Annotated in this window: 21 protein-coding genes; 5 read left to right on the forward strand and 16 right to left on the reverse strand. The window is 71.4% G+C overall.

What is annotated here, in order from left to right:
* Position 1: 1 nt before the first annotated feature.
* The 13 genes from ACLVWQ_RS34565 to ACLVWQ_RS34625 all read right to left on the reverse strand — a co-directional run bounded on the left by ACLVWQ_RS34565 (position 2) and on the right by ACLVWQ_RS34625 (position 17865).
* The gene (locus ACLVWQ_RS34565; protein ID WP_414113188.1) at positions 2 to 538 is read right to left on the reverse strand and encodes a phage baseplate assembly protein V; all 537 of its coding nucleotides are present in this window, start codon (positions 536 to 538) and stop codon (positions 2 to 4) included.
* A 54-nt stretch (positions 539 to 592) separates the two neighbouring features.
* Entirely contained in the window at positions 593 to 1732 is a 1140-nt protein-coding gene (locus ACLVWQ_RS34570; protein ID WP_414113189.1) for a hypothetical protein, read from the reverse strand.
* Positions 1725 to 2114 (reverse strand): hypothetical protein, encoded by a 390-nt coding sequence (locus ACLVWQ_RS34575; protein WP_414113190.1) that lies wholly within the window; start codon positions 2112 to 2114, stop codon positions 1725 to 1727. The genes ACLVWQ_RS34570 and ACLVWQ_RS34575 overlap by 8 nt, the downstream gene beginning before the upstream one ends.
* A 10-nt stretch (positions 2115 to 2124) precedes the next feature.
* Positions 2125 to 2811, reverse strand: a complete 687-nt coding sequence (locus ACLVWQ_RS34580) for a hypothetical protein (protein WP_414113191.1) — start codon at positions 2809 to 2811, stop codon at positions 2125 to 2127.
* A complete protein-coding gene (locus ACLVWQ_RS34585; RefSeq protein ID WP_414113192.1) occupies positions 2808 to 3500 on the reverse strand; it encodes a hypothetical protein in 693 nt (230 codons plus the stop codon). Before ACLVWQ_RS34585 ends, ACLVWQ_RS34580 begins: the two co-directional genes overlap by 4 nt.
* Entirely contained in the window at positions 3497 to 10366 is a 6870-nt protein-coding gene (locus ACLVWQ_RS34590; RefSeq protein WP_414113193.1) for a DUF4157 domain-containing protein, read from the reverse strand. Before ACLVWQ_RS34590 ends, ACLVWQ_RS34585 begins: the two co-directional genes overlap by 4 nt.
* Positions 10363 to 10653 (reverse strand): hypothetical protein, encoded by a 291-nt coding sequence (locus ACLVWQ_RS34595; protein ID WP_414113194.1) that lies wholly within the window; start codon positions 10651 to 10653, stop codon positions 10363 to 10365. Before ACLVWQ_RS34595 ends, ACLVWQ_RS34590 begins: the two co-directional genes overlap by 4 nt.
* Positions 10644 to 12695 carry an ATP-binding protein gene (locus ACLVWQ_RS34600; protein WP_414113195.1) on the reverse strand — a complete coding sequence of 684 codons (2052 nt, stop codon included), beginning with the start codon at positions 12693 to 12695 and terminating at the stop codon, positions 10644 to 10646. The genes ACLVWQ_RS34595 and ACLVWQ_RS34600 overlap by 10 nt, the downstream gene beginning before the upstream one ends.
* A 33-nt stretch (positions 12696 to 12728) precedes the next feature.
* Positions 12729 to 13643: a DUF4255 domain-containing protein gene (locus ACLVWQ_RS34605; RefSeq protein ID WP_414113196.1), complete on the reverse strand. Its 915-nt coding sequence runs from the start codon at positions 13641 to 13643 to the stop codon at positions 12729 to 12731.
* Positions 13644 to 13791: 148 nt separating this feature from the next.
* Positions 13792 to 14583, reverse strand: coding sequence for a hypothetical protein (locus tag ACLVWQ_RS34610; protein WP_414113197.1), 792 nt, complete (start codon positions 14581 to 14583; stop codon positions 13792 to 13794).
* Positions 14576 to 15304: a hypothetical protein gene (locus ACLVWQ_RS34615; protein ID WP_414113198.1), complete on the reverse strand. Its 729-nt coding sequence runs from the start codon at positions 15302 to 15304 to the stop codon at positions 14576 to 14578. Before ACLVWQ_RS34615 ends, ACLVWQ_RS34610 begins: the two co-directional genes overlap by 8 nt.
* 122 nt (positions 15305 to 15426) lie before the next feature.
* Positions 15427 to 15951 carry a phage tail protein gene (locus tag ACLVWQ_RS34620; RefSeq protein WP_055614510.1) on the reverse strand — a complete coding sequence of 175 codons (525 nt, stop codon included), beginning with the start codon at positions 15949 to 15951 and terminating at the stop codon, positions 15427 to 15429.
* A 48-nt stretch (positions 15952 to 15999) separates the two neighbouring features.
* Entirely contained in the window at positions 16000 to 17865 is a 1866-nt protein-coding gene (locus ACLVWQ_RS34625) for a phage tail sheath family protein (RefSeq protein WP_414113199.1), read from the reverse strand.
* Positions 17866 to 18241: 376 nt separating this feature from the next.
* Between ACLVWQ_RS34625 and ACLVWQ_RS34630 the strand changes: the two genes are divergently transcribed.
* Positions 18242 to 18664, forward strand: a complete 423-nt coding sequence (locus ACLVWQ_RS34630) for a YchJ family protein (protein ID WP_414113200.1) — start codon at positions 18242 to 18244, stop codon at positions 18662 to 18664.
* Between the two features lie 182 nt (positions 18665 to 18846).
* Here the strand turns inward: ACLVWQ_RS34630 and ACLVWQ_RS34635 are convergent, their stop codons facing one another.
* Entirely contained in the window at positions 18847 to 19554 is a 708-nt protein-coding gene (locus tag ACLVWQ_RS34635) for a FadR/GntR family transcriptional regulator (RefSeq protein WP_414113201.1), read from the reverse strand.
* Between the two features lie 167 nt (positions 19555 to 19721).
* On the opposite strand from ACLVWQ_RS34635, the gene ACLVWQ_RS34640 reads away from it, so the two are divergent.
* Positions 19722 to 20249: a gluconokinase gene (locus tag ACLVWQ_RS34640; RefSeq protein ID WP_414113202.1), complete on the forward strand. Its 528-nt coding sequence runs from the start codon at positions 19722 to 19724 to the stop codon at positions 20247 to 20249.
* A gap of 69 nt (positions 20250 to 20318) precedes the next feature.
* Positions 20319 to 21716, forward strand: coding sequence for a gluconate:H+ symporter (locus tag ACLVWQ_RS34645; protein ID WP_414113203.1), 1398 nt, complete (start codon positions 20319 to 20321; stop codon positions 21714 to 21716).
* A 62-nt stretch (positions 21717 to 21778) separates the two neighbouring features.
* Here ACLVWQ_RS34645 and ACLVWQ_RS34650 read toward each other — a convergent pair whose 3' ends face one another.
* Together ACLVWQ_RS34650 and ACLVWQ_RS34655 are read right to left on the reverse strand one after the other, a co-directional pair.
* Positions 21779 to 22483 carry a hypothetical protein gene (locus tag ACLVWQ_RS34650; RefSeq protein ID WP_414113204.1) on the reverse strand — a complete coding sequence of 235 codons (705 nt, stop codon included), beginning with the start codon at positions 22481 to 22483 and terminating at the stop codon, positions 21779 to 21781.
* 98 nt (positions 22484 to 22581) lie between these two features.
* Positions 22582 to 24039, reverse strand: a complete 1458-nt coding sequence (locus tag ACLVWQ_RS34655) for an MDR family MFS transporter (protein ID WP_414113205.1) — start codon at positions 24037 to 24039, stop codon at positions 22582 to 22584.
* A gap of 69 nt (positions 24040 to 24108) precedes the next feature.
* On the opposite strand from ACLVWQ_RS34655, the gene ACLVWQ_RS34660 reads away from it, so the two are divergent.
* Positions 24109 to 24819, forward strand: a complete 711-nt coding sequence (locus tag ACLVWQ_RS34660) for a TetR/AcrR family transcriptional regulator (protein WP_414113206.1) — start codon at positions 24109 to 24111, stop codon at positions 24817 to 24819.
* 92 nt (positions 24820 to 24911) lie between these two features.
* Positions 24912 to 25835: a class A beta-lactamase gene (gene bla, locus ACLVWQ_RS34665; protein ID WP_414113207.1), complete on the forward strand. Its 924-nt coding sequence runs from the start codon at positions 24912 to 24914 to the stop codon at positions 25833 to 25835.
* Positions 25836 to 25866 lie beyond the last annotated feature (31 nt).

The raw sequence follows: 25866 nt of genomic DNA on the forward strand, positions 1-25866 counted from the left end.
CCTATCGCTTCGAGAGCACGGTCAACTGGCCCTCGTTGATCGTCACTTGGTTTCCGCGCAGCACGACCTCGGCGCCCGCGCCGGTCGCGATGACCACGGCCTCCTCGGTGATGCGGATGTACGCGCCGCCCTGGGCCTGGAGCAGGATCCCCTGCTCGGCACCCGGGGTGTCGCTCATCACGAGCTTGTGCGCCAGGGGCGTCTGCACGACGACCGGCTTGTTCGCGACGTTCGCCTGCAACTCGCGGCGCGCGTCGGGCGGCAGCTCCTCGGCGGCCCCGTACCAGCAGCCCGTCCAGATCGGGAAGCTGGGATCGCCCTGCTCGAACTCCACCCAGACGCCGGCGCCGGTCGGCGGCACCACGAACTGGCCGGACTCCGGTCCGGTGAAGGGCAGGCAGGGCAGCGCCCAGGTCGACGGCTCGTCGCCGAGGACGTCCGGGACCTCGGCCGTGACGCGGCCGATGCGCAACGGGTCGTTGTTGTCGACGACCCGGCCGCGGAACTTGCCGAGGTAGCGATTGCTGGGTGCCGCCATGCTGAACTGCTCCTGGTCTGTGGGCTGGTCCTGGTCTTTGGGGATGGCGCGGGGTCAGGGCCTGACGTAGGCGCTGCGGGCTTCCAGTCCCTCCCTGGAGACGGTGAAGTTCTGCTGGAAGGAGCCAGGGCGCAGGGTGTGCGTGACGGACTTGACGTAGTAGTCGCCGTCGTACGCCCGTCCGGCGCCGCGGACGCCGACCAGCTGGCGGGGCTGGAGGATGTAGCCGTGCCGGTTGACGTCGAGCGAGCCGGAGCCCGCGATGACGTCGGCGGACACGGCGGCGCGGGCGAGCAGTTCGGCCTCGGCCTGTTCGCGCTGCTGCTTGGCGGTGCCGGAGAGCGTGCGGCGTTTGAGGGCGGGCGTGGGGCGCCTGCCGAGCGGCGGGCGCAGGGGGCTGATGGGTGGCTGCGGCAGGAGGGTGGACTGCCGGGTCCCCGGGTCCTGCCAGCGGGCCTGCGGCTCCTCGCGTGCCGTGCCGTCGTACGAGAACGTCAGCTGGTCGACGGTGGAGTTGCTGTCCATGTTGACGTTGAGGGCGTGCTGGCGGATGCCGAGGCGGACCTCGGGGCCCCAGCGGGCGGACGACTGCCCCGGGGTGGGGCCCGGCTCCAGGTAGAAGGTGTAGCCGTTGGCGCGGGCCAGTTCGTTGACGTACTGGAGGTCGGTGCTCGTCTGGTAGTGGACGCGCAGGTCCTGGTGGGGCGGCTGGGCCACCTTCTCCGTGTAGACGTCCGGCCGGATGCCGTAGTCGGAGTACCGGCGCAGGATCGCCAGGACGCGCTCGGACGGCGGCAGGTTGGGGTAGCGGTCGGTGCGCTCCTCCAGGTCCATCAGGAGCGACAGGTCCTCGCCGGTGACGGTGAGGGTGGAGTGGCCCGGCTGGTTGCTGGCGCCGACCTCCTGACGGACGATCAGGCCGTCCAGGAGCACCTCGGCCGTGCCCTTCACGCTCACCGACACGATGACGCGGGTCTTCGGGTCGAAGAAGCCCTCCGGGAGCAGGGCGCGGTTGATGAGCCCGTTCTTGGTGAGGTCGAAGGCGAGCTGGAAGCCGCTGCGTTCGCCGGCGGTGGCGGTGATCTGGGCGGACAGCAGCGCCTCGGTGACCTCGGCGGGGACGGGGCGGGTGAGCTTGGGTCCCATGCGGAGGGTGATGTGGACGGGGCCCTGCCCCACGGGGACGTCAAACACGCCGGTCCCCCCGGTCCGACCGCGGGAAGCCGCCGGGCAGGGGCACCTCGATGACCTGGCCGGCCTCGTCGGTCAGCTCCCGCGGGTCGAGTACGGGGTTGGCGTCGGCGATCTGCCACCACTGGGCGGGGTCGCCGAAGTAGCGCTGGCCGAGGAGGTCGGGGCGCTCACCGCTGCTGACGGTGTGGTCCTGGCCCTCGTCCTGCGAGTCCCCCGCGTCGGGCAGCGGGGGCAGCAACCGGCGCTTGGCGTACCGGACCTCGGTGCCGTCCGCCTGGCGGTGCACGCCGATCTCGGCGTCGTGGTAGCGGCTGGTGCGGGGGTAGGGGTGGGCGCCGGGGATGGCGTCCAGGGCGTTCTCGTACGGCTCGATGTCGGGCATGGTGGTCCGCTCAGCCCCTTCCGATCACGGCGTTCGTTCCGGTCAGCCCGAGCGATCCCAGGCTGCCGCCGCGGGCCGCCGCCGCGAGGCGTTCCTTCTGGGCGAGGTGGGCCATGTAGAGGTCGGCGCCGCGGTGTCCGGCCGGGAGGTCGCTGACGGTGAGGACCTTGAGCCCGATGCTGAGGGAGGCGCGGATGGGGTTGAGGTCGACGTCGAAGGCGGATTCGTTGACGGACAGTTCGGTCAGCCGCACGGGCATGACCCGCTTGCTCCCCCAGGTGAAGAGGGTCAGCGGCATCTCGATCGGGCTGATCTCGATGGTGCCCTTCTGCGCCAGCCGCATCGCGTCGCGCAGCTGGGCCGTGGTCGGCTGCACCAGCATCTCCAGCGTGGCGAGCTGCGGGTGGATGCCGTCGGGGGCGGCGATCTCCAACTGGTCGGTGGCGTCGATCTCGGCGGTGAACTTCCAGGTCTCCTGGGCGGGGCCCTTGAGCCGCAGGGCCTCGTTGCGGTCGCCGCTGCCGGCCCCACCGCCACCGGCGTCCCCGCTGTCCCCGGCGGTCTGCGGCGACACGCTGCGCTCCAGGGTGTCCGGGTTGAACTGGAGCACGATGACGCGCTGGGGGGTGCCGCGGTCGGGGTCGACGACGACTATTCCGGAGCGGATGGGTTTGGGGATGTCGGCGTAGCGGGTCACAGGCGGGCCTCCAGCCGGGTGCGCAGGTCCGTGTAGTCGTGGTCGGGGAAGAGGCGGGGGAAGACGTCCAGCATTTCTTTGAGGCCTCCGGCGACGGAGGTGAACCCCGGATCACCGGAACCGGTGTCGCAGTAGAGGTACTGCCAGCCGATGGTTCCCTTGGTGATGAGCAGGGTGTCGAGATATGCCGCGTAATCGAGCTCCATGGGAATGGCGCCCTGCCGCATGTCGAGATACCAGATCTCCGGGTTCGTCGCACCGGGCACGATGCGCAGGGCGGCCATGCGTCCGGTGCCGCTGCGGGGGGTGTCGTCGAATACCCGCAACTCCCGGTGCAGAGCCCGCTCCTCGTCGTCGGAACCCTCCCAGGTGTGATGCAGACTCCGCCCCGCCATGCTCCCGTACACATGCTTGAGGTCGATTTCCCCGACCAGCTGGGTTTCCGGGCTCGAAGAGCGCCAGTGCACCTCGATGCGTTTGAACCGGAAGAAACGCTCCCGGATATCGGGCACGAGGGGCAGTTCGCTGTCCCGTGCCAGGCTCTCGAAGACCCGGTCCACATCGCCGAGTGTCTTGGAGATGGTGCCGAACCGGGCCTTCGAAACGGTCAGGTCCGGACACTCCCCCAGGTCACTCAGCATGTCGGCGCAACGTCGCTCGTAAGGGAACTCGTTCTCATCGGTGCTCATGACGGTTCTTCGTCTTTCCACTTGACCTTGCCCTGGGCGTCCAGTGCGAAGAGGTTGTCGAGCATGGATTCCAGATTGCCCATGAAGTGACCGCCGCCCTTCTCCTGCCGGCGCTCCCTCATGAGCAGCGCGACCTCGTCCGCGTCCTCGAACTCCCCGCCGTTCTCCGCTCGAACAGCCAGGAGGTGATCGGCCAGGGACCGCTTGCACTTCAGCATATTGGCGATGATCTTGCGGCCGTCCTCGTTGATGTAGAGCTTTCCCGACTCGTCGCTGCCGGGCGGTTCGACCTTCTGCGGGAATTCCTTGACCGCCGACTCGATTCTTCTCCAGTCGCCCGGTTCCCGGCCGGTACCGCGAATCTTCTCGTACCGTCCGTAGGCCGACCTGATGTAGCTGGGGAAGTCGGTGAATTCCGGGTCGCTCGTGTGGTCGAACCTGACATCGGTCTCGTACCAGATGATCCGGTCCGGTTTCGGGACGGCGTCGTACGCGAAGTTCTCGATCTCGTTGAGGAACTTGATGTTCGTCCTGATGCCGCGCGCGGGAACGAGGTTGTTTCCGAACGCCCTGCCGCCCAGACGCTCGGGCAGCAGATGCATCCGTACCCAGGCGCCTTCCCGGCCCAGGCCGTTGTCCTCGATGTAGTCCCAGCCGGGGGGCTGTCCGTCCTTCGCCAGCCGCGCGTCCTCGCCCGGACCGCCGAACACCGTCTTCGAGCGCTCGCTCAGGAACTCCGACAGATGCCCCGTGGCGCGCCGATCCGCGTAGTCGGGGTACTGAGGATCCGGCAGGTCGTAGAAGCGGCGCAGGCTCGCGGCCTCCGCGACCTTGGCCATCGCCGCCCGCAGCTCCGCCCGTTCCGGGTTCCAGCGGGACCGCTCGCTCTTCGGCACCCTCGCGGGAATCCGGTCGTCGATGTCCGCCGCCTTCGCGTGCCACAGCGTCATCTTCTTGATCGCCTTGGACTGCTCGGCCTTCTCCGACGCGTTGGCCTGCCGCGTGACGTCGCGCTGCCAGTCGGCCAGGAAGTTCGGCACCTCTGTCGGGATGCTGTGCACGAAGAGGTCCGCTCCCCGGCCACGGCCGTGGAACCTCAGCGTGTGCAACTCCCCGCCCTCGTCGCGGAAGCGCGCTTTCGGCCGTTCGAGCGTGGTCATGGGATCGTTCTGCTTGCGCACCCGGTCCCTGTCCCGCCGCTTGGTCCGGCGGTCCCGCAGCCGGTCGTGGCGGCGCCGCCACTGGTCCCGCATACGCCGTACGCGGTCGTTCAGCCGGCGTCCGAGCTTCCTGCCCTTGCCGTAGAGCCGGCGACCGGCCCGACGGACCCTGTTCACCGCCGACTTGACGGTCTGGCGGGCGCGCCTGATCCGGCTGGGGCGATCCTTGCCCTGCCCTCCGTCCCTGTCCCCGCCCTTGTCCGTGTCGCGCCCCCGGTCGTCCCCACGGTCACGGTCCGGGCGGCGGTCGTCCGGCCGACGCCTGTCACCCGGACGACTGCTTCTGGGATCGGGGTCACGGTCGTCCGTACGGTCCGTGTCCCGTCGGCGGCGGTCGGGACGGAGCGTGTCCTTGGCCGGGCCACGACGCGCCGGCCCGCCGGTGCGGTCGTCCCGGTCCTCGTCACGCCTGCGCCGTTCGGCGTCCCGCTCCCGCCGCCTGGCCGCATTGACCTCGCGGCCCTCCTCACGGCGTTCGTCGTCGCGGCGCTTCTTCGGCCTGGTGGTGTGCGAGGGGCGCGGCTTCTTCCCGGGTGACGAACGCTTGCCGGGGCTCGGCTTCGACTGTGGGCGGGACGTCTTGTCGGAGGAGGGCTTGCGCGGGGCCGGGCGGTCGTCGGCGGGGCGGTCCGACGTCCGGCCGGCCGGACTGTTCGTGGCCGGAGTCCGGTCGTCGGCGGGCGCCGACTCCTGGTCCTTGGGCTTGGCGGGTGCTCCCGGCTGGTCCGGGTCGTCCGATCCGCCCGGCTTGTTCTTCTTGCCGCGGATCTTCTTCAGTATGTCGCCGAGCTTGTCGGCCACCTTGCCCATGAAGCGGCTGACACCCTCGATCAGGAACGTGTAGACCAGCTCCAGCAGTGCGACGACCCCCGCCGCGACCGCCTTCGCGAACGGCAGCGCGCCGTTGCCGCTCTTGACCGACTTCAGGAAGTCCATGAACAGGCCGAAGGCGGCGAGGATCTCGCTGAGCGCGCCCCACGCGGTCTGCAGGGCGTCGATGACCGCCATGACCCAGCCCGCGCCGGGAATCAGCTTGGCGACGACCTTCTCGACGACCATCACGCCGATGATGACGGGGAGTTGGGGCAACGCGGCGTCCCAGGCCATCTGGCCCATCTCCGCCACGGTGACGCCGCCGTCGAGCAACTCCGCGAAGTCCTCGGGCGGGATCCCGATGATTTCCTGGACCTTCTGGTCGAACCAGGCCTTGACCGCCGTCTTGATCTCGTCGAACAGGTACTCCTTGGAACCGGCTTCCGCGGCGGCCCCTGCCTTGCTGATCCAGTCGCCGGGATCGGAGACGATGTCGTTGAAGATGGCGGCCCACTCGCCGAGACCCTCGACGACGGCGGCCCCGAACTCCAGAGCGCCGACGGTGACCGTCTCCGCGACGTCGACCGCCGCCAGCAGCCCGGTCTCCAGGATGTCGAGTCCGGCGAGGAGCGCACCGCACAGCCCGTCCAGCAGCTTCCCTGCGACCTCCTTGAGGGCGTCGGCCGCCTCGTTGACCTTCTGTACGGCCCAGTCGCGCGCACCGTCGATCGTGTTGCGCCACTTGTCGCGCATCGCCGGGTAGTCGGCGAGGAGTTCGTCGCCGAGGGCGATCAGGGCGTCCGCGAAGGTGTTGATCTGTTCGACGACCCAGTTGCGGGCGTCGTCGATGAGCTTGAAGACCTGCTGTTTGAACTTGTCGATGAGGTCGGTGACAAGCTGGCGGGCCTTCTCGAAGACGCTCTTGATGGCGTTCTTGAGGTCCTCGAAGAACTGCTTCAGCTTGTCGATCGCGTCTTCGAGCCAGTTGTCGGCGTCGCCCTTGCCCTCTTCCTGCTTCTTCTCCGCCTCGCGTTCGGCCTTGCTGTCCTCGTCCTCGATCTTCTTGTTGTCGTCCTCGGTGCGCTTGTCGACGTCCTTGTCGGTCTCCTCGTCCTTGTCCTTGATGTCCTTGCGGACCTGGTCGTACTTCTTGCCCTTCTTGTCGTCGATCTCCCCGACCTTGTCGTCCTGCTCCTTGCGCCACTTGTCGCGGGAATCACTGATCTTGGACTGGCCCTGCTCACGCGTGGCGGCCTGCCGCTCGCTGTTGGACGAGACCTCCCGCTGGAGATCCTCGTCGTGCTTGCGCTTGTCGTCCTGCGCCGTCTTGTCCTTGGTCCGGCGCTCCTGCGTCATCTTCTGCCGGCCCTCGGAGAAGCCCGCCTTGATCTGCGGACCGCGGTCGTGCTCGGCCACCGCGGACGCGGACTCGATCGGCACACCGCTTGACGGCTTGCGCGCACCGCCCGCTCCGGCACCCTTGCGTCCACCGCCCGCCACCTTGCCGGTCAGCGTCTCGTCGGGGACGTCCGGGTAGATCTGGTCCTCGCCCATCGGCCGCGCCGCGTCGTCACGGCCGGCCCGGTGCAGTTCGGTCCTGCGCTCGTCGAGCTTCTGCCCCTGCTCGTCCGTGCGCTGCGGATCCGAGTCGTTCTCCAGCGGCAGCCTGGGGGCGTCGCCCACCTTGGCGTTCTTCAGACCCTCGTCCTTGGTCGGCAGCCCCAGGATCGAGTCGATGAGATCGTCGAGCGGCAGGATCTCCTTGAGGAGTTTCCCGAACAGCTGGGCGCCGATCGTCACGGCGATGTCCCACCAGCTCGGTTCCGGCACGTTCGCGCCGGGAGGCTCGCCCTCCGGCCGCTGCTCACCGGCGATCTCGGGCGTCTTGCCCCGGGCGGCGTCGGTACGCGCGACCTTGGCGTTGGTGTACGTCCCCGGGGCCGCCGCCTTCGGGCCGCCCGGCACCGTACGCGGGGAGCCGGACGGCCGCTGCGTCTTCGGCGGAGCCTTGCGCAGTGCCCCACGCTCCTTCTCCACCGAGCGGCCCACGGCGCCGTCGACGCCCTTCAGCGTCTCCAGCGCCTGGTGGGGTTTGAGCGACCCCGCCGTGGCCAGCCCCGACTCGGGCGTGGCGTTCGAGACGTCGGGCGCCGGGGCTTCCTTCTTCGCCTTCGCCGGGCGGGACGCACCGGCCCGCCCGCCGCCACGGGCACCGCCGCGCACGGGGGCCGGAGCCGCAGCCGAGCGGCTGCCGCCACCGCCACCGCCTCCACTGCGGGCCTTCTTGGCCACCTGCCGGGCGGCCTGCCGCTGCGCCCCCGTCGGCTTGTTCTGCGGGGCGGCGCCCCCAGTCCTGGCCGTGGCTGCCGTGGAGTTCGACGGGCCCGCGGCCTTGGGCGCGTTGTCCTTCGGCTCCGTTCCGGCGGACATGGGCACAGGGCCGTTGCCCGGTGCCAGCTTCGGCGCGGCGGAGGGCCCCGGGGCGGAAACCTGGTCGGGGCCGGTCGTCGGACCTGCCTCCGTCGCGGGGCCATGGCCCTCGCTCACCCCTGACGTCTCAGGAACCTCTGCGCCGTCGGAGTCCGGCACGTCCTTGCCGGACTCCTGGGGACCTGCGCCCGTGCCCTCCGTGTCCCCGCCGGTGGCCGAGCCGGCTTCCGGTTCCTGCCCGGCACCCGGCCGGCCACCGGTCTGTTCGGCCCGTTCACGGTCCGAGGCCCCGGCGTCGGTGCCCTTTCCGCCGCTGGGAGCGGCACCACCCGCACCTCCACCCGACCGCGCGGAGCCGGCGGCAGTGCCCTCCGTCTGCCGGCGCCCGTCCTCACCGGCCTTCGCCAGCCGTTCCGGTGGTGCCGTCTCACCGCCTGCCACCGTCCCGGGAACGGCCGCGCCGTCGTCCGCCGCGCGCACCGACTCGTCGGCACGCCTGGCCTCGGCGTCCTCCCGCTGCTCGGCCGCCTGCTCCTTGTCCCGCTCGGCCTCATGACGGCCTGTGATGCCCGAGGCGGCCTGGGCGTCCGGGGTGGAGCCACCCGAGAACGTGTCGCCGGGACCAGGGCCGGTGTCCCGCTCGGCGGCCGGATCGGGCTGGAGGTCCTGAAGCAGACGGTCCTCGTCCTGCCGCTTCCCCTCGTGCCCACTGTCCGCCGCGGAGACCGGAGCCTGCTCGGGGTCGACGGGCCCGCCGGCCGGTTCCTCGTCGTCCATCGTTCGAGGGTTCGGCTTGGCCGGGCTCAGGGCCGCAGGGGTCGAGGTGTCACTCTCGAACTCGGCGGTCGTGTCCTCACCCCCGGACACCTGATCCTCGTCGTCGGCCCGGTCGTCCTCCGCGTCGAGATCCGACGCCTCGCCCTCCAGCCCCAACGGCTCGTCGTCCGCGTCCTCCTCGTTCTCCGGATCGCCCGGGGCACGGCCCGTGCCGAGGTCGTCCCCGCTCCTGGCCTTCTCCCCCGGCTCGGCCCCGCTCCTGTCCACGGCCGCCGGGGCGTCCGCGACGTCCCGGCCGGCGGCAGGATCCTCGCTCTGCTGCGACTCCTCTTCGGATGCCTGCCGTTCTGTCTCCTGGGCGGCCTCCTCCTCGGAGCCCTCCGCCTTACGCTCCTCCCGCTGCTCCCCCTTCTTCTCCTCCTCGGCGACCGCCGCGTCCTTGCCCGCGTCCTGTGCGCCCTTCGCGTCCTCCTCGGCGGAGGCGTCCTTCTCGTCCTTCCGCGACCGGGACCGGTCCTGCTGCCGTTCGGCTGCCTCCCCCTGGCCCGCCGCCTGCCCCTGCTTCCGGCCCCGGCTCTGATCCTGGTCCCGGCCCGCCGTGCCCGTGCCGTCCGCGTCCGTGCCGCCGCGGGGCCGGTCACCGGGCGCGTGCGACTCGCCGGTCTTGTCTCCGTCTTCGCCGGGCTTCCCGTTCTCCGGGGCCCGGCCGTCACCGGCGTCCCCTGGCCGCTCGGCCTCGTCTCGCCGTTCGTCCGATTCCGCCGACGCGCGCTCGCGTTCCTGAGCGATCTCCTCCGCCGCGCCGGGCACGGCCATCGGGGCCGCCGCCGCGTCCGGCGGCAGGGGCCAGGACCGCTCCGTCTCCTCCACGGCTTCCCACAGGCGGTCCAGGACCGGTGTGGGCAGGCGCTGTTCCAGTCGGTCGAGCACGGTCTCCTGCACCGACGGTGCCATGCGGGCCAGTTGGAGCCGTACCCGGCCCGACCGGTCCTCCGGGTCGCCCCGCAGGGACCTCAGGACGCCGTTGGTCAGGCGGTCGACCAGGGTCGCGGGGTCCAGTTCCTCCATGCGGCGCCGGTCGGCGTCCACGGTGGCGTACCGCAGCCAGCCGGGCGTGGCCTGACCCGGCGTCACCTCCCGCGCGGAGTCCTGTCCGGCCGGGCGCACCAGGGACTGGGCCGCCGACTCCGCCTCCCGTTCGATCGACTGCTGCGGAAGACTCACCGCGCCCAGGTCGCGGCCGGCCCGCAGCGCACCGAGGCCGTCCGGGTTCTGCACGGTGTGCAGCAGCTCGTGGGCGAGGAGGCGTCGGCCGTCGGCGGTGCCGGGGCGGTAGGCGCCTTCGCGGAAGAAGACGTCCTGGCCGACGGCGACGGCGTCCGCGCCCAGCATCTCGGTCAGCTGCCCGGCGTCCCGCCCGGTGTGCAGGCGTACGCGGCCCAGGTCGTGGCCGAGCTGTTCCTCCAACTCCCGTCGTACGCCGACGTCGAGGGGCTGCCCCGCACCGCTGACGATGTCCTTCGGCTCGGGCGTGCGTGCCTTCGCCGCGCGCTCCTTGCGCTTGCGGCGGCGCTGTTCGGCAGCCTGCTCCGAACCGGCCTCCTGGGTCGCCGAGTTGCCGCTCACTGGGACTCCACCTCCCCACGGCCGGAGAGCCCCGCGTGCACGGCGCGTGCCAGTTCCTGGCCGAGTCGGCGCGCGGACAGCCCGGCCGGCAGGGGCGGCAGCCCGGACAGCGCGTCCACGCTCACCGCGCCCTGTTCGGCCAGCGGCACCCCGTGCTCGCGCACCAGGCGCGTCAGTTCGCGCTCGAACGCGGCCGACACCCGGTCGGGGTCGACCCGGAACCCGTCGAGGACGAGTTCACCCACGTCCACCCGGATCGTGTCCGGCCGCTCCCTGTTCACACCCATCCGCGGACCTCCCCCGGAGTGAGGGACCGCTCCAGCTTGAGGTACTCCGTGCGGGCCGCCGCGAGCATGTGCCGCATCTGGAGGCGGTCGCCCTCCTCCGCGGCGAGGAATGCGCCGGACAGGGCGATGTTGCGGATGGAGCCGCCCGCGACGGTCAGCTGGGCCAGCAGCTCCGGCTCGATGCCCTTCACCGGGGTCTGCGGCGGCAGCACACGGCGCCAGATCTCGGCGCGCTCGTACTCGGCCGGGAACGGGAAGTCGACGACGAACCGGATCCGCCGCATGAACGCCGTGTCCAGGGCCTGCTTCATGTTGGTGGTGAGGATCGCCAGACCCCGGTACGCCTCCATGCGCATCAGCAGATAGCTGACTTCGAGGTTGGCGTACCGGTCGTGGCTGTCCTTGACCTCGCTGCGCTTGCCGAACAGGGCGTCGGCCTCGTCGAAGAGGAGGAGCGCGCCCCCGCGTTCGGCGGCGTCGAAGACGCGCCGCAGGTTCTTCTCGGTCTCGCCGATGTACTTGCTGACCACCTGGGACAGGTCGATGACGAAGAGGTCGAGGCCCAGTTCCTTGGCCATGACCTCGGCCGCGAGGGTCTTGCCGGTGCCCGAGCCGCCCGCGAAGAGCGCGGTCACCCCGAGGCCCCGCCGCAGCGTGGCGGCGAACCCCCACTCCTGGTGGACCGTCGCCCGCCGGCGCACATGCGCGACGATCTCCCGCAGCACGCTCGTCTGCCGCTCGTGCAGCACGAGGTCGCCCCAGCCGGCGTCCGGCTCGACACGGCGGCCCAGCTCGTCCATCCCGACCCGGGCCTCGTTCAGCCCGGCCCGCCAGGCCATGCGCACCGGGTCCGGCTCGTCCTCGGCGGGCAGATCGCGGCGCACGGCCGCGGCGGCGGACCGTACGACATGCGGTGGCAGCTGGAACTGCGCGACCAGCGACCGCAGTTCGCTCTCTCCGATGTCGACGACGTCCTCGAACGCGCCCGTCCACAAGCCGAGCTGCTCCTCGTCGTCCAGACGCGGCACCGTCACCCGTTCACCGCGTGCGCGGTCCGTGGGGCGCGGGTCGGGGCCCGACACGACGACGGGTACGGCGGCTCCGGCCAGGAAGGCGTCGGTCGCCGCGTGCTGGTCACGGTCGAGTTCGCCGGCCTCGACGAGCAGCGCGGCGGGCAGCAGGATCGCCTCGCGCTGCCACAGCCGGGCCAGCCGGTCGCGCTCCGCGGGGGCGGTCGGGATGTCCTCGGCGTTCATCGCGTACAGCGCGAGCCCGGAGCGGGCGGCCGCGGCCGCGGCGATGTCGGCCCGGCTGCGCAGGTCTCCGCCCACCACCTCGACGAGCAGCGGCGCGTTTGGCCGGGCGCCCGTCGTCCAGCCCGCGGCGACCTGGTCCGCGGCCAGGCCGTACGACGGCGGGAGGTCCTGCGGCACCGGGGCGCGGCGCAGCTGGCCGTGCAGGCGGGCGTCCAGGTACGGCGAGCCGAGCAGGAAGTGCAGGACACGTTCGTCGAGCCGCAGCCGGGACAGGGTCAGCCGCGAGTCGTCGTCCAGCTCGACCACGCGCCAGCGGCGCAGCGGCGCGACCGGTGTCAGCGCGCTCCAGTGCGGCTCGGCGAGCGCGGCCAGGGCGAGCGAGAACGTGGGGTACGCGCGCTCCGGGTCACCGCTCGCGGCGGCACAGCGGGCGGCGGTCGTGGCGTCCAACTCGTAGGCGGCGGTGAGGAGTACGAGGTCCCGCTCGAAGGAGCTGAGACCGAAGCAGGTGACGAGCGCGTCGAGGTGCCCGGTCGGCGGGCCCGACGGCTGTGCAGGCGGGTGCGCCTGCGTACGCGTACGCGTACGCGGTGCGGGGTCGCCGGCGTCGGTGCCCGTCGATGTGCCCTCCGGCTCGGTCGCGCGGGCCGCACTCGCCGCGTGGGCGTCGACACGGGCGAGGACGCGCCGGATCTCGGCGGTCAGGGTCGGGCTGCCATCGCCCGACGCACCTTCCTTGTTCGTCTCGCTCGTCCCGTTCGTCTCGTCCGGCTCGTTCGTGCCCATTCCTTCACCTGCCCCCGTTGTCCGCACGCCGTCTCACCGCTCCGCGCGGTCGGGGCCGTCGTCGGCCTTCGGGGAGCCCGCCGGGGAGTCCGGGTTCGCGGGGGCCGCCTTCTTGGCCGCGCCCCGCGTGGACTTGCGCGCACGGGCCGGTGCCTTGGCGGCGGCCTTCACCGGAGGCTTGGCTGACGCCTTCGCGGGTGCCTTGGAAGGCGTCTTCGCGGGCGTCTTGGCGGGCGTCTTGGCTGCCGCTTCGGCGGCGCCCGCCTCCTGCGTCTCCGGCTGCGGCTGCGGCGCCCCGCCCGGCACAGTCGGTGCCCCAGGCGCACCCGGCGCACCCGGCGCGCCGAACGGCAGTACCCGTACGGACGACCGCTCCACCGGCTTGGCCGGTACCGGCGTCTCGCGGCCCTCGATGAGGACGAGAGCCGCCTGGTAGACCACCGACAGGGTGTACGGGGTCTGGTGGAGCATCCCCCACAGCTTCGAGGTCTCGTCGATGTCCATCACGGTGGGGGTGAACCGCACCCGCTGCGCCGCCTCGGCGAGGTCGCTCTGCGCCAAGTAGGGCTTCTCCCCCGCCAGTTCGATGATGTCCTTCGGCAGGACGGGTATCTCGTGCAGCGTGCGCACGACGGAGCCGATCAGCCGCTGGCCGACCAGTTCCATCTCGTCGCCGTACGCGCTGATCAGGAAGTGCAGGTCCAGCGGCGCGGCGGCCCGCTTCAGGAGCGTGCCGTCGGAGGCGCGGGTCGGCAGGTCGCTGCTCCGCTGCGAGGTGTTGGGGGTGACCTGGTAGAGGAAGACGGTGATCGTGGGCTCGGTGGGCGGCTCGGCCGACGGCTTGCGCGCGTCGACCTTGACGGCCATGTCGATCTCGGGCTGCAGATTGGCCTCGATCAGCAGGGCGAGGGCCTGGGTGACGTGGGCGATGGCGAGTGCGTTGCTCATGAGGTCAGTTCCTCGGTCCCTCGTCCGTTGATCCGTCGTCCGTCGATCTGTCGTCCGTCGATCCGTCGACCGCCGATCCGGCGTCCGCCACACCTGCGCCTGCCGGTCCGTCGTGCGTCGGTGTGGCGTGTGTTCCTCAGCTCGTGTCTCACTCGGATCCCCTCGCCAAGTAGTCCGCCAGGCTCAGGCTCGCCGCCGGTCGTCCGGTGGCGGCCGGTCGGCGGTGTCCGTCGCCGGTGCCCGGGGCCGCGCCCGCCGCTGTGACTTCCAGGCGCCCGATCTGCACCTGGACCACCTGTTCCCCACCGCGCCCGGACCGGCGGCCCGCGGCCTGCCGTACGGCGTCGCGGGCCGCCGCCGTGTCCGCGGCGCTGGGTCGCAGCGCGGCGGACACGGCGGCGGGGGGAACGGTGTCCGTGACCGAGGGGAGGGGCACGGACACCGCGCTTCGGGTGGCGGCCCGCTCCCGCTCGGTACTCCCGTCGCCGCGCCGACCGGAGCCGGGAACCGGCCGCGGTGCGGGCAGCACCGCCGTGGCGGGCCGCAGCAGCGGCGTCTCGGGCAGGTCCCGCGCCAGGAGCCGGGACGCGGGCTCGTCCGACGGTGCCGGTACAGGGTGTACGACGGTCCGCTCGCGCTCGGTACGCAACTGGACCTCGCGCACCGTCGGGCCCGTCAAGTCCCGTTCGGGGTACGGAGACGGAGTGGCGGCGGGCCACAGCGGTCCCGCCGTGTCCGGCTCGGGCCCGGTGGCCCGTACCGCCTCGGCCCGTTCGAAGGGGCCCGCAAGGCGCGGGCGAAGCCGCACCACGTCGGTGGGCGGCACGGCGGTCGGGGCGTGCCGGGCGAGCAGCCGGTCGAAGAAGTCGGGCGCCCGTGACACCCGGTCCGCCCGGCCCGCCCGGTCGTTCTCGGGGCGCCCTCCCAGGGGGTCAGACATCGGCACACAGCTCCAGGTAGTAGCGGCGCCGCAGCGGGCTCAGCGCCAGGATCTCCGGCTCGCTCCAGCCGTAGGCGGTGGCGAGCAGATGGACGTCGAGGAGCACGTCACGTGCCCAGGCGTCCAGTTCGGTCCACAGATAGGAGGCGATGTCGAGTTCGGCGCGGGTGGCCGCGCCGCACTCGGGGCAGTTGATGTTGAGCGTGACGTCCGCGCCGGGGTCGGCCTCCTGTGCCGCCTCGGCGAGCCGGTGCCGCACCGCCTCGGGCAGCGAGCCGGCCGGCACCTGCGCCCCGTCGCGCACCGCCGAGACGAGGCACCGCTCCAGCAGGGCGAGGCGGGGCTCGGGGTGCCTGGCAGCCGCCGTCAGGTCGGCGACGCTCGGCACCCGGAACTCGATGTCCCAGCCGTCCTCGGCCACCCGGACCGAGGACTCGGCGGGAGTACCCGCCGACCGGGCCAGTTCCCCGGCGTCCAGGTCGAACTCCATGTCCTCGCCGCAGGCGGAGCAGGCGAGGCGGACCTGCATCCGTTCGCCGAACAGGGCCCGGCGCAGCGTGAACAGGTCGGCCTCCCGCTCGCCCACCGGCAGCGCGGACAGTGTCTCGCCCCCGGTGTCGGGGCGGGCGGCACGGTGCAGCAGCAGGGCTCGGCCGGACGGCGCCTGGGCAAGCCCGGTCTCCCAGGTGGTGAGTAGTTCTGCCGCCCGAGTGATGGTCATGCCTGCCCCCGTTCCGTACCGGCCCCGCTGCCCCCGCAGCCTTTACGTGCTGCCTGCTCCGCGCATCCCGCTACGCGCTTCCGTCCGCGTGCTTGCGCCCACGTGCTTCAACGTGCCGCCGGTCAGGCGGGGTTGAGGAACGAGGGCTCTTCCGGCTCGGGCACCTCGTAGTCCCGCTCCCAGCCCTCGCACTCGAGCTTCAGCGACTGGATGGCCACCGCGTTGGCGTTGGCGTCCAGCTCGCCGAGCACCTGGTACTCGCTGGGCCAGGTGCGGTAGAGCTTGTGCGAGACGGCCACCTGGCCGGCTTCGTTGAGGACCTGTATGACGATGTCCTTGCGGAAGTCGGCGAGGGACACCTCGGAGCCGAGGCCGGCCCCGACCTGCCAGACCTTGTTGGCCCAGCGGTCGAACTCGGGGTCGTGGGTGACCCCGCGTTCCAGCGTGATGCCCTCGAACTCGGAGCGCCCCGGCGACTTGCGCGGGGAGCTGGGGTCGCCGCCGTGGCGGTGCTTGACGACCTCGGTGGTCCGCTTCAGTGGACTGATCTTGCTGATGCCCGCGACCGTGCGACCGTCCCACAGCACGAGGAACTTGAAGTTCTTGTAGGGGTCGAAGCGTTGGGCGTTGACAGTGAACTCAGCCATCGGTTTCCTTCACGTTCTCCCTCGTCGGACGTCGGGCCCAGAGCTCGGCTAGAGCTCGAACTGACCCGACGTCTGCTGGATCCTGACGATCACGAACTCGGCGGGCCTGACCGGGGCGATGCCGACCAGGACGTTCACGACGCCGTTCGCGATGTCCTCGTCCGTCGTGGTGTCGTGGTCGCACTTGACGAAGTACGCCTCGCGCGGCGTGCCGCCCTTGAAGGCGCCCTGGCGGAAGAGCGTGTGCAGGTACGAGGAGGCGCCGAGGCGGATCTGCTGCCACAGGTTCTCGTCGTTGGGCTCGAACACGACCCACTGCAGGCCGCGTTGGAGGCTCTCCTCGACGTGCAGGGCGAGCCGCCGCACCGGCACGTACTTCCACTCGCTGTCGAGCGCGTCGGACCCTTCGAGGGTGCGCGCCCCCCACACGAGCGGACCCACCAGCGGCAGCGTGCGCAGGCAGTTGACGCCGAGCGGGTTGAGCAGTCCGGTCTCGCGGTCGGTGAGGTCGACCGTGAGCGAGTGCACGCCCGCGAGCCTCGCCTCGGTGCCGGCCGGGGCCTTCCACACTCCGCGCTCGGAGTCCGTGCGCGCGTAGACCCCCGCGACCGCGCCCGACGGCGGGAAGGAACGCAGCCGTCCGGTGAGCGGGTCGGTGAGCTGGAGGTGCGGGAAGTACAGGCCCGCGTGGTTGCCGCGGACGGCGTCGAAGGCGGCGAGTCCGGCGCGGGCGGTGTCCACGCTGACCCAGGTGCCGGGCGCGTCGACGAGGAGGAAGATCCGCCGCTCCTCGCAGAGCCGCTGGGCCGCGGAGACGACCGTGATCGCGTCGTCCGTCGACTCGTACGCCGCCAGTTCGGGCAGGACGAGCAGGTTGACGTCCGCGACGCCGCGCAGCGCCTGGATGCCGGTCTTGTCGGCCTCGCTGCCGATGAGGTCGCCCGGACCGGGTGCCTTGCCGTCCTCACCGCCCTCCAGCGGGAAGACGGGCGGGTTGACGGAGGCCTCCAGGCCCAGGTCGTTGGCGCACTCGCCGACGAACCGGACGACGTCCTCGGGGTCGGTGGAGCCCGCGACGACCTGAAGGCGCCTGCCGAAGGCGGTGACCTCGGCGCCCGCGAAGGCGTGCCGGCCGGGCGCGTCGGGCAGCGCCCGCAGCTTGCGCTCCAGGAGCAGCGCCAACTCGGTGACCGTGGACGGTACTTCACCGTCGCAGTCGGGGTCGTACAGCGTGAACTCGCGCTCCACCTCACCGATCTTGACGGTCAGGTCGACGGCGAGGTCGGGCAGTTCGTGCCCGAACGGCTTGGAGACGGTGCCGGACGGGTCGGGCCGGCCCTCGCCCACGGCCTCGACCCGGATGAGCCGGGAGCCCGCGTTGATCACGGTCGGCGCGTACCGGCCGTGCGCGGTGTCCGTGGACAGGCCGGTGAAGCTCTCGCGGGCGGCGCCCTTGGCGTCGTACACCCGCAGGTTGAAGGTCTCGTCCGGGCGGGGTGTGTCGTAGTCGACGGCGACCCGCAGGCCGTTGCCCCAGCCGCCCGGCTCCCTGGCGTGCACTTCGAGGGCCGGGCTCTCGCTGTGGCCCTCGGTGGACTCCAGGGTGACGCAGGCGGCCTTGCCGCTGCCGGCCTTGGCGACGCGGACGACCACGGCGACCGTGCCGCCGTTGCCGAAGAACTGGTGCACCGCGTAGCCGACGGCGCTCCGTGAGCTCAGGCCCCCGAAGCGGCGCTCGAATTCGGTGAAGCTCGTGACGCGCACCGGCTCGTTCAGCGGACCGCGCCGGGTGTGCCCCACGAAGGCGGTCACCGAGGTGGTGACGGTCGAGATGGTCCGTGCGCTGCTGGGCAGTTCTTCGACGTAGACGCCGGGATACGTCGGCCTGGCAGTATTCACCGCGCTCATCAGCATTCCCCCTCTTTTGTCCAGTCTCGGGCACAGGTTGACGTGCACCAAGAGGCGGCAGAGGGGGCAGTGGTGCTTGTTGACGCACGCGGAGGTCTCCGGCACGTGCGAGCGCACGCCGGTCCGCGGCACCACATCAGCTTCCCCCGTCAGTGCCCCGGCCGGACGGCCGTCCGGGGTCAAGCGACACGCTTGTGACTCCTGATGCTCAAGTGCTCAACCCACGTTGCTGGTCCGGCAGTTGCATAAGCAAGGCGAGTTCACGCCACCCCTGGAGGAGGTTCGATGAAGGGCGCTGCGCACAGCTCGCACACGATGTACTCGTGTCGGGTCGCCTGCTTCACAGGTTTCCCACAGGCCGTGTTGCAGCAGAATGGAGCCCATGCCCCGACGCACCCCGCACTCTCGCAACCAGCGCCGTTCCGCCCCCGCGCGCAACCCCTCATGCCCTTGCGGTCTTGCGGAGACCTATGAGCGGTGTTGTGGCCGGTTTCACCGGGGTGAGGGCACGGCTCCGACCGCGGAGGCGCTGATGCGCTCGCGCTACTGCGCGTTCGTGAAGCGCGACGAGGCGTACCTGCTGCGCACCTGGCACCCCCGCACGCGACCGGCCGCCCTCGACCTCGACCCGGCCATGCGCTGGACCGGCCTGCGCATCCTCGCCACAACGGAGGGCACGCCCTTCCACACCACGGGCACGGTCACGTTCCAGGCGACCTACACAGCCGGCTCCCTACAGGAACACAGCGCCTTCGAACGGGTGAACGGGGAATGGCTCTACACATCCGGAACCATCACGAACTAGCCGACACCGGAACGGCCTTCGGGGGCGCGGAGAGATGCTTTTAGGGGCGCGGGGAACGGCGCAATCTCATAGGCGCGCGGGAACTGCTTTTAGGGGCGCGGGGAACTGCGCGACCAGCCACGACGCACCCGCGCCGGACAACGCACCCCACCCACCCCAACCACCCCACCCAGCAAGGACATTCAGCCCTCCGGGCTGAGAATGTCCAACTCCTGCAGCGCCCCCAGCACAACCTCCCGCGTCAACGCCTCCGCCCGCCCCGCATCCCCCGCCCGCACCGCCTCCGCGACCTGCACATGCAACGTCACCGCCGCCGGATCGGGATCCTCGAACATCACCCGGTGATGCGTACGCCCCGCCAGCACCTCGGCGACCACATCCCCGAGCCGCGCGAACATCTCGTTGCCGGAGGCGTTCAGCACGATCCGGTGGAAGGCGATGTCGTGGACGAGATACCCCTCCAGCTGGTGCCCACGCGAATTGGCCACCATGCCCAGCGCGCACTCGGTGAGCGCGGCACACTGCTCCGCCGTGGCGTGCTTGGCGGCCAGCCCCGCCGCCACGGGCTCGACGGCGCAGCGCAGCACGGTCAGCGAGCGCAGCTGCCGCGGCCGGTCGGCACCCGCCAGACGCCACCGGATCACCTGCGGGTCGTAGACGTTCCAGTCGTCCGCCGGGCGTACGGTCACACCGACCCGGCGCCGGGACTCGACGAGGTGCATCGACTCGAGGACCCGGACCGCCTCACGCATCACCGAGCGCGACACCTCGAAACGCTGCGCCAGCTCGTCGGTGCGCAGCACACTGCCCGGGGGGTACTCGCCCGCCGTGATCGAAGGACCGAGGCTCTCCAGTACACGGCCGTGCAGCCCCCGGCCCGATGCGCTCATGAGGTCAGAGTACGAGGCGGAGAGCAGGAACAAAAAGTCAGACTTATGAGCACCAGACCCTTGAATTCATCCGACTTATGAGTTTCAGTGTCGTGAGGGTGCGACACCTGGACGTCCATGACGTCCATCCGATGTCGAAGAAGACAGCAGACAGCGAGGCAGCACACATGACTACCCCCCACGTCGTCGTGGTGATGGGCGTGGCAGGCACGGGCAAGACCACCATCGGGCCCCTGCTTGCGAGCCGGCTCGGCGTTCCCTACGCCGAGGGCGACGACTTCCACCCCGCGGCCAACATCGCCAAGATGACGGCCGGGACCCCGCTCGCGGACGAGGACCGGTGGCCCTGGCTGGAAGCCATCGGCGCCTGGGCGCACGGGCGGGCCGGACTCGGCGGCGTGGTCAGCAGCTCCGCGCTGAAGCGCGCCTACCGGGACCGGATCAGGTCGGCCGCTCCCGGCGTCGTCTTCGTCCACCTCACCGGTGACCGGGCGCTCATCGAGGACCGGATGGCGCACCGCCGGGGCCACTTCATGCCCACGGCGCTCCTCGACTCCCAGTTCGCCACCCTCCAGCCGCTCCAGGCGGACGAGGCGGGTGTCGCCGTGGACGTCACCGGCAGCCCCGACGAGATCACCGACCGGGCCGTGACGGAACTGCGCGGCCTCGACCGCGGGCGCCCGTCGGACCGGTAACGCCCTCGGCCGCTCCAGTCCCTCTCCCCCCCACCGCCTCTCTCCCCATCCCACCCAAGGAAAAGCACCGTGACCAGACTCAGCGTCGAGATGCTGGCAGCGGATCCCGTCGAACCGATCACCTCGGCGGGCCACGCTCAGCTGGGCATCGCCGTTCTGGCGGGCATCGCCGTCATCGTCCTGCTCATCACCAAGTTCAAGCTCCACGCCTTCCTCGCGCTGACCATCGGGTCGCTGGCGCTCGGCGCCTTCGCCGGAGCCCCGCTCGACAAGGCGATCACCAGCTTCTCCGCCGGACTCGGTTCGACGGTGGCCGGTGTGGGCGTGCTGATCGCGCTCGGCGCGATCCTCGGCAAGCTGCTCGCGGACTCCGGCGGCGCCGACCAGATCGTCGACACCATCCTCGCCAAGGCCGGCGGCCGGTACATGCCCTGGGCGATGGTGCTGATCGCCTCGGTGATCGGGCTGCCGCTGTTCTTCGAGGTCGGCATCGTGCTGCTGATCCCGGTCGTCCTGATGGTGGCCAAGCGCGGCAACTACTCGCTGATGCGCATCGGCATCCCGGCGCTCGCCGGCCTGTCCGTGATGCACGGACTGATCCCGCCGCACCCCGGCCCGCTGGTCGCGATCGACGCGGTCAAGGCGAACCTCGGCGTCACGCTCGCCCTCGGCATCCTCGTCGCCGTCCCGACCGTGATCATCGCGGGCCCGCTCTTCTCGAAGTACGCGGCCCGCTGGGTGGACGTCCCCGCGCCGGAGAAGATGATCCCCCAGCGTGCCTCCGAGGACCTGGAGAAGCGCCCCGGCTTCGGCGTCACCATCGCCACCGTGCTGCTGCCGGTCGTGCTGATGCTGGCCAAGGCGCTGGTGGACATCGTCGTCGACGACCCCACGCACATGGTGCAGCGCGTCTTCGACGTGATCGGCTCGCCGCTGATCGCCCTGCTCGCGGCGGTGCTCGTCGCCCTCTTCACCCTCGGCCGGGCGGCCGGGTTCACCAAGGACCGGATCTCCTCGACGGTCGAGAAGTCCCTCGCCCCGATCGCGGGCATCCTGCTGATCGTCGGCGCGGGCGGTGGCTTCAAGCAGACGCTGATCGACTCCGGCGTGGGCAAGATGATCCTGGACATCTCCGAGGACTGGTCGATCCCCGCGCTGCTGCTCGCCTGGCTGATCGCGGTGGCGATCCGGCTCGCGACCGGTTCGGCGACCGTCGCCACCATCTCGGCGGCCGGTCTGGTGGCGCCGCTCGCCGCCGACATGTCGACCGCGCACACCTCGCTGCTCGTGCTCGCGATCGGCGCCGGTTCGCTGTTCTTCAGCCATGTGAACGACGCCGGGTTCTGGCTGGTCAAGGAGTACTTCGGCCTGAGTGTCGGCGAGACCATCAAGACCTGGTCGGTCATGGAGACCATCATCTCGGTGGTCGCCGGAGGCCTGGTCCTGCTGCTGTCGCTGATCATCTAGCACCGTTCACCGGGCCGGTCCCGGTGGGGAGACATCGGCCTCGCCACCGGGACCGGCCCGGCTCAGAGGCCCTCCTTGCCCGTGGCCCAGTACGGCCTCGTGGTGACGGCGCGGCGTGGCAGGTTCCGGCGCTCGACGAGCGCACGCCGCTGGCGCTGGACGGACTGGGCGTGGCCCAGCAGCACGGCACCGTCGACCTCCGCCAACCCGCCTTCGTCCAAGGCGCGTTCGAGCCAGGACTGGAGTGCGTCGCCGGGCGTTTCCCCGGCGGGCAGGAAGTGGTACCGGGGCCGGCGACCGGTCAGGGTCGCCACGGCGTCAGCCGGCACCTCGACGGCCACGATCGCCGCGCCGCCGTCCTGAGCACAGGCCTCGATGGTGCCGAGGGCGCAGCCGTCGCCGAGGTAGAGGCGGCGGGTCCCGTGCTCGCGCAGGGGCCGGTACCGGCCGGCCAGCAGCGTCGTACGACCGCCGGCGCGCAGACCCCGTATCCACGCCGTGCCGGGACCCGACGCGCCGGTGGCGGCGAGGATGCCGATCCGCGCTCGGTCCGGTCCGCTCACGGTGCGCACCGTGTAGCGGCGGCCCAGCGTGCGGGTGACGCGGAACTGGATCTCGTGACCGGGCTGCCAGCCACCGGGCGGCGCGGCGGCGAGCAGTTCCAGTTCCACGAATCCGGGGGCGGGTTCACGGACGTCGAGCACGTGGGCGGGCCGCCCCAGGGCGGATTCGACGAGGTCGCCGATGACGGCGGGTGCCTGCGGCATGGAGATCTCCACTCGATACGGGAGCCGGCACACGGGAGCCGGCACACGGAAACCGGCCCAGGAGCCGATACGGACGTCGGCCGGGGCTGCGGCCCTGCTCACGGCTCAGGGGACCGGGTGCGCTCGGCTCGCTTCTCCGAGGGAACGAACAAGGCCGGCAGCAGCGGGACCGCGCTGAGCCCGCATATCCACCAGAACGTCCCCGTGAAGGCCGAGAGGCCGTCCGCCTCCGTGGTGGCGCCGTCGAGGAGGTTCTGCAGGACGACCGCAACGACCGCGACACCGAACGGCGCGCCGACACGCTGGACGACGCTGAACGCGGCGCTGCCCCGGGGGGTCTCGTCGTGGCTCAGGTCCGCGAGGGCGAGCGCCATCACCGGGAACGTGGTGGCGGCGAAGCCGAGCCCCTGGGCGAACTGCCCGGCCAGCAGGAAGGCTGTTCCGCCGTGTGTGTCCGCGAGAGCGAACGGCACGGTTCCGGCCATGGTCAGCAGCGCTCCGGCGGCGATGACGAAGCGGCTGTCGAACCGTGCCGCGACCTTGCGCACGGCCACCACGAAGAACATCGTGCCGAGTCCCTGCGTGCTGAGCAGCAGCCCCGTGTGCAGCACGGTCTCTCCGCGAACCTGCTGGTAGAAGAGGGGAAGCAGGAACGACAGGGCGTAGGTCGAGAACCCGCCCGCGAACGTGATGACGCTGCCCAGGCCGAAGCTGCGCCGCGCGAACACGCGCACGTCGAGGAGAGCGGGACGCCGGCTGCGCAGCGAGTGGACCGTGAAAGCGGCGAGCAGCACGGCACCGACGACGAGCGGGAGCCAGGCGCCGACGGCGGCGAAGCCGTCCTGTCCTGACACCTCGCTGATGCCGTAGGCGACGGCGACGACGGCGGGCGTGAGCAGGAGGAGGCCGAGCACGTCGAGTCGGTGGCCTCGTACCTTGGCGGCCGCGGGCAGCAGGGTCCGGCCGAGTGCGAGCGCGGCCAGGCAGACCGGCACGTTCAGGAAGAACAGCCAGCGCCAGCTCAACGACTGCAGGACGGCGCCGCCGAGCACCGATCCGAGGACCGGGCCGAGCAGGCCGGGAAGGGCGACGGCGGCCGTGGCCCGTTGGATGCGGTCCGGTCCGGCCGCCCGCGTGGCGATGGAGAGCGTGATCGGCATCACCATGCCGCCGCCGATCCCCTGGACCACCCGAAAGGCGATGAGCGCGGGCAGAGATCCCGCCAGGCCGCACAGGATCGAGCCGCCGAGGAAGACGCCGACGGCGAACATCCACGCGTTGCGCGCCCCGAACCGTTCGGAGAGCCAGCCGCTCACCGGGATCACCGCCACGAACGCCAGCAGGTAGCCCGTCGCGACCCATTGCGTCCGGGCGACCGAGGCGTGGAACCCCGTCTGCAGGTGGTCCAGGGCGATGTTGACGATCGTCGTGTCCAGGAGGGTCGTGAACACCCCGAGAGCCAGGACGAGGCTGATGAGGTTCAGCCGGCGATCGGTCACGGGCGGCCCGGCCCGGCCCGCCGTCACTGTCGAATGTGTCGAAGCTGTCGCATCCATGGCGAGCACACTACACCGTGCAGTGTAGCCAGGTACACCGCACGGTGTAGGCTGCCGACGGAGGTGCAGATGAGCACTGTTGGCACGCACACCGCAGGTACGGACGCGACCGCTTCGGACGTGGTCGGTACCGACGTGGTCGGTACGGAGAAGGCGGTGCGCGAGGGGTCCGCCGAGAAGCGGGCCGCGATCCTCGTCGCGGCCCGCGAACTGTTCGTACGCCAAGGGGTGGACCGCGTCAGCATGGACGCCGTCGCGGCCCTCGCCGAGGTGTCGAAGCGCACCGTGTACGACTACTTCGGCGACAAGCGGCGCCTCTTCCTGGCCATCCTCGCCGACGTGTCCCAGTCGATGGTGGCCACCGGGCGCCGGGCGCTCGACGAGCACCTCCCGGAGGGCGCGCCGATCACGACGGTGACGCAACTGGAGGAGGCCCTCACCGCGTTGGCGGTCGACCTCGGGCGGTCGATCGTCGGTTCCGCCGACTACGCCGCCGGGTTCGCCCTCGTCGCCCAGGAGCGTCTGCGGACGCCGTCGACCACGGACGACATCACGACGGCGGCCATGGAGGACGCGCTGGAGGAACGCATCGCCCACTACGCCGAGGCCGGACTCCTGGACACGGACGACCCGGGTCTGGCCGCCGACCACTTCGGGGCCCTGACCTTCCTGCTGGCCTACGAACGCCAACCGGTCCCCGCCGAGGCCGACCCGGAGCAGGTCCGCCGGATCATGGTCGACGGGGTCCACGCGTTCATGCGCGCGTACGGCACACGCTAGGCACCGCCGAGGACCACCAGGAACCACACAGGCTTCTCCGAAGTCTCCCTCTACGCATACTGATCATCGTTCGAAGCGAAGAGAGAGCCACCTTGGAAAGCTCACGTTCCCCCCGTACCCGCCGAGCCGCCCTGGCCCTGGGTGCCGGAGCCGCGCTGGTCACAGCCGCGGCCCCGACCGCGTTCGCGACGGCCGGGCGCACGCACCCGGCGGAGGACGAAGTCGTCAGGGCGCTGGCCGAGTTGGAGCACGCCCACGCCGCCCGTCTGGGTGTCTACGCACTCAACACGGTCACCGGCAAGGCCGTGCGGTACCGCGCCGACGAGGCGTTCCCCATGTGCTCGGTGTTCAAGACCCTCGTCGCCGCGGCCGTCCTGCGGGACCTCGACCGGCACGGCGAGTACCTGGACCTGCGGATCCGGTACACCCAGCAGGACCTCGACGAGGCGCAGGGCTCCCCCGTCACGGGGAAGCCGGAGAACCTCGCGGGCGGCATGACCGTCGCCGAGCTGTGCCACGCCGCCATCGCCTTCAGCGACAATGCGGCGGCGAACCTCCTGCTCCGCGAGCTGGGCGGCCCGACCGCGGTCACCCGTTTCTGTCGCTCCATCGGGGACACCACGACCCGCCTCGACCGGTGGGAGCCGGAGCTCAACTCGGCCGAGCCCTGGCGTACGACGGACATCACCACCCCCGCCGCCATCGGGCGGACGTACGCGAAGCTCGCCCTCGGCGACGCGCTCGTGCCCCGCGACAGACGGCAGCTGACCGAGTGGCTGCTGGCCAACACCACGAGCACCGACCGGTTCCGGGCGGGCCTGCCCGCGGACTGGGTCCTCGGTGACAAGACGGGCACGGGCCGGTACGGCACCAGCAACGACGTGGGCATCGCCTGGACGCCGGACGGGGCGCCTGTCGTGCTCGCCGTCCTGTCCACCGCGCCGGACCCGGACGCCCCGAAGGACGACCTGCTCGTCGCCAGGTCGGCCGAAATCCTGGCGGCCGCGCTCGGATAGGGCCTCAGGGCCGCCGGGCCGGGCGGGCCGG

Source organism: Streptomyces sp. CWNU-52B (assembly GCF_047444975.1).
Lineage (GTDB): Bacteria > Actinomycetota > Actinomycetes > Streptomycetales > Streptomycetaceae > Streptomyces.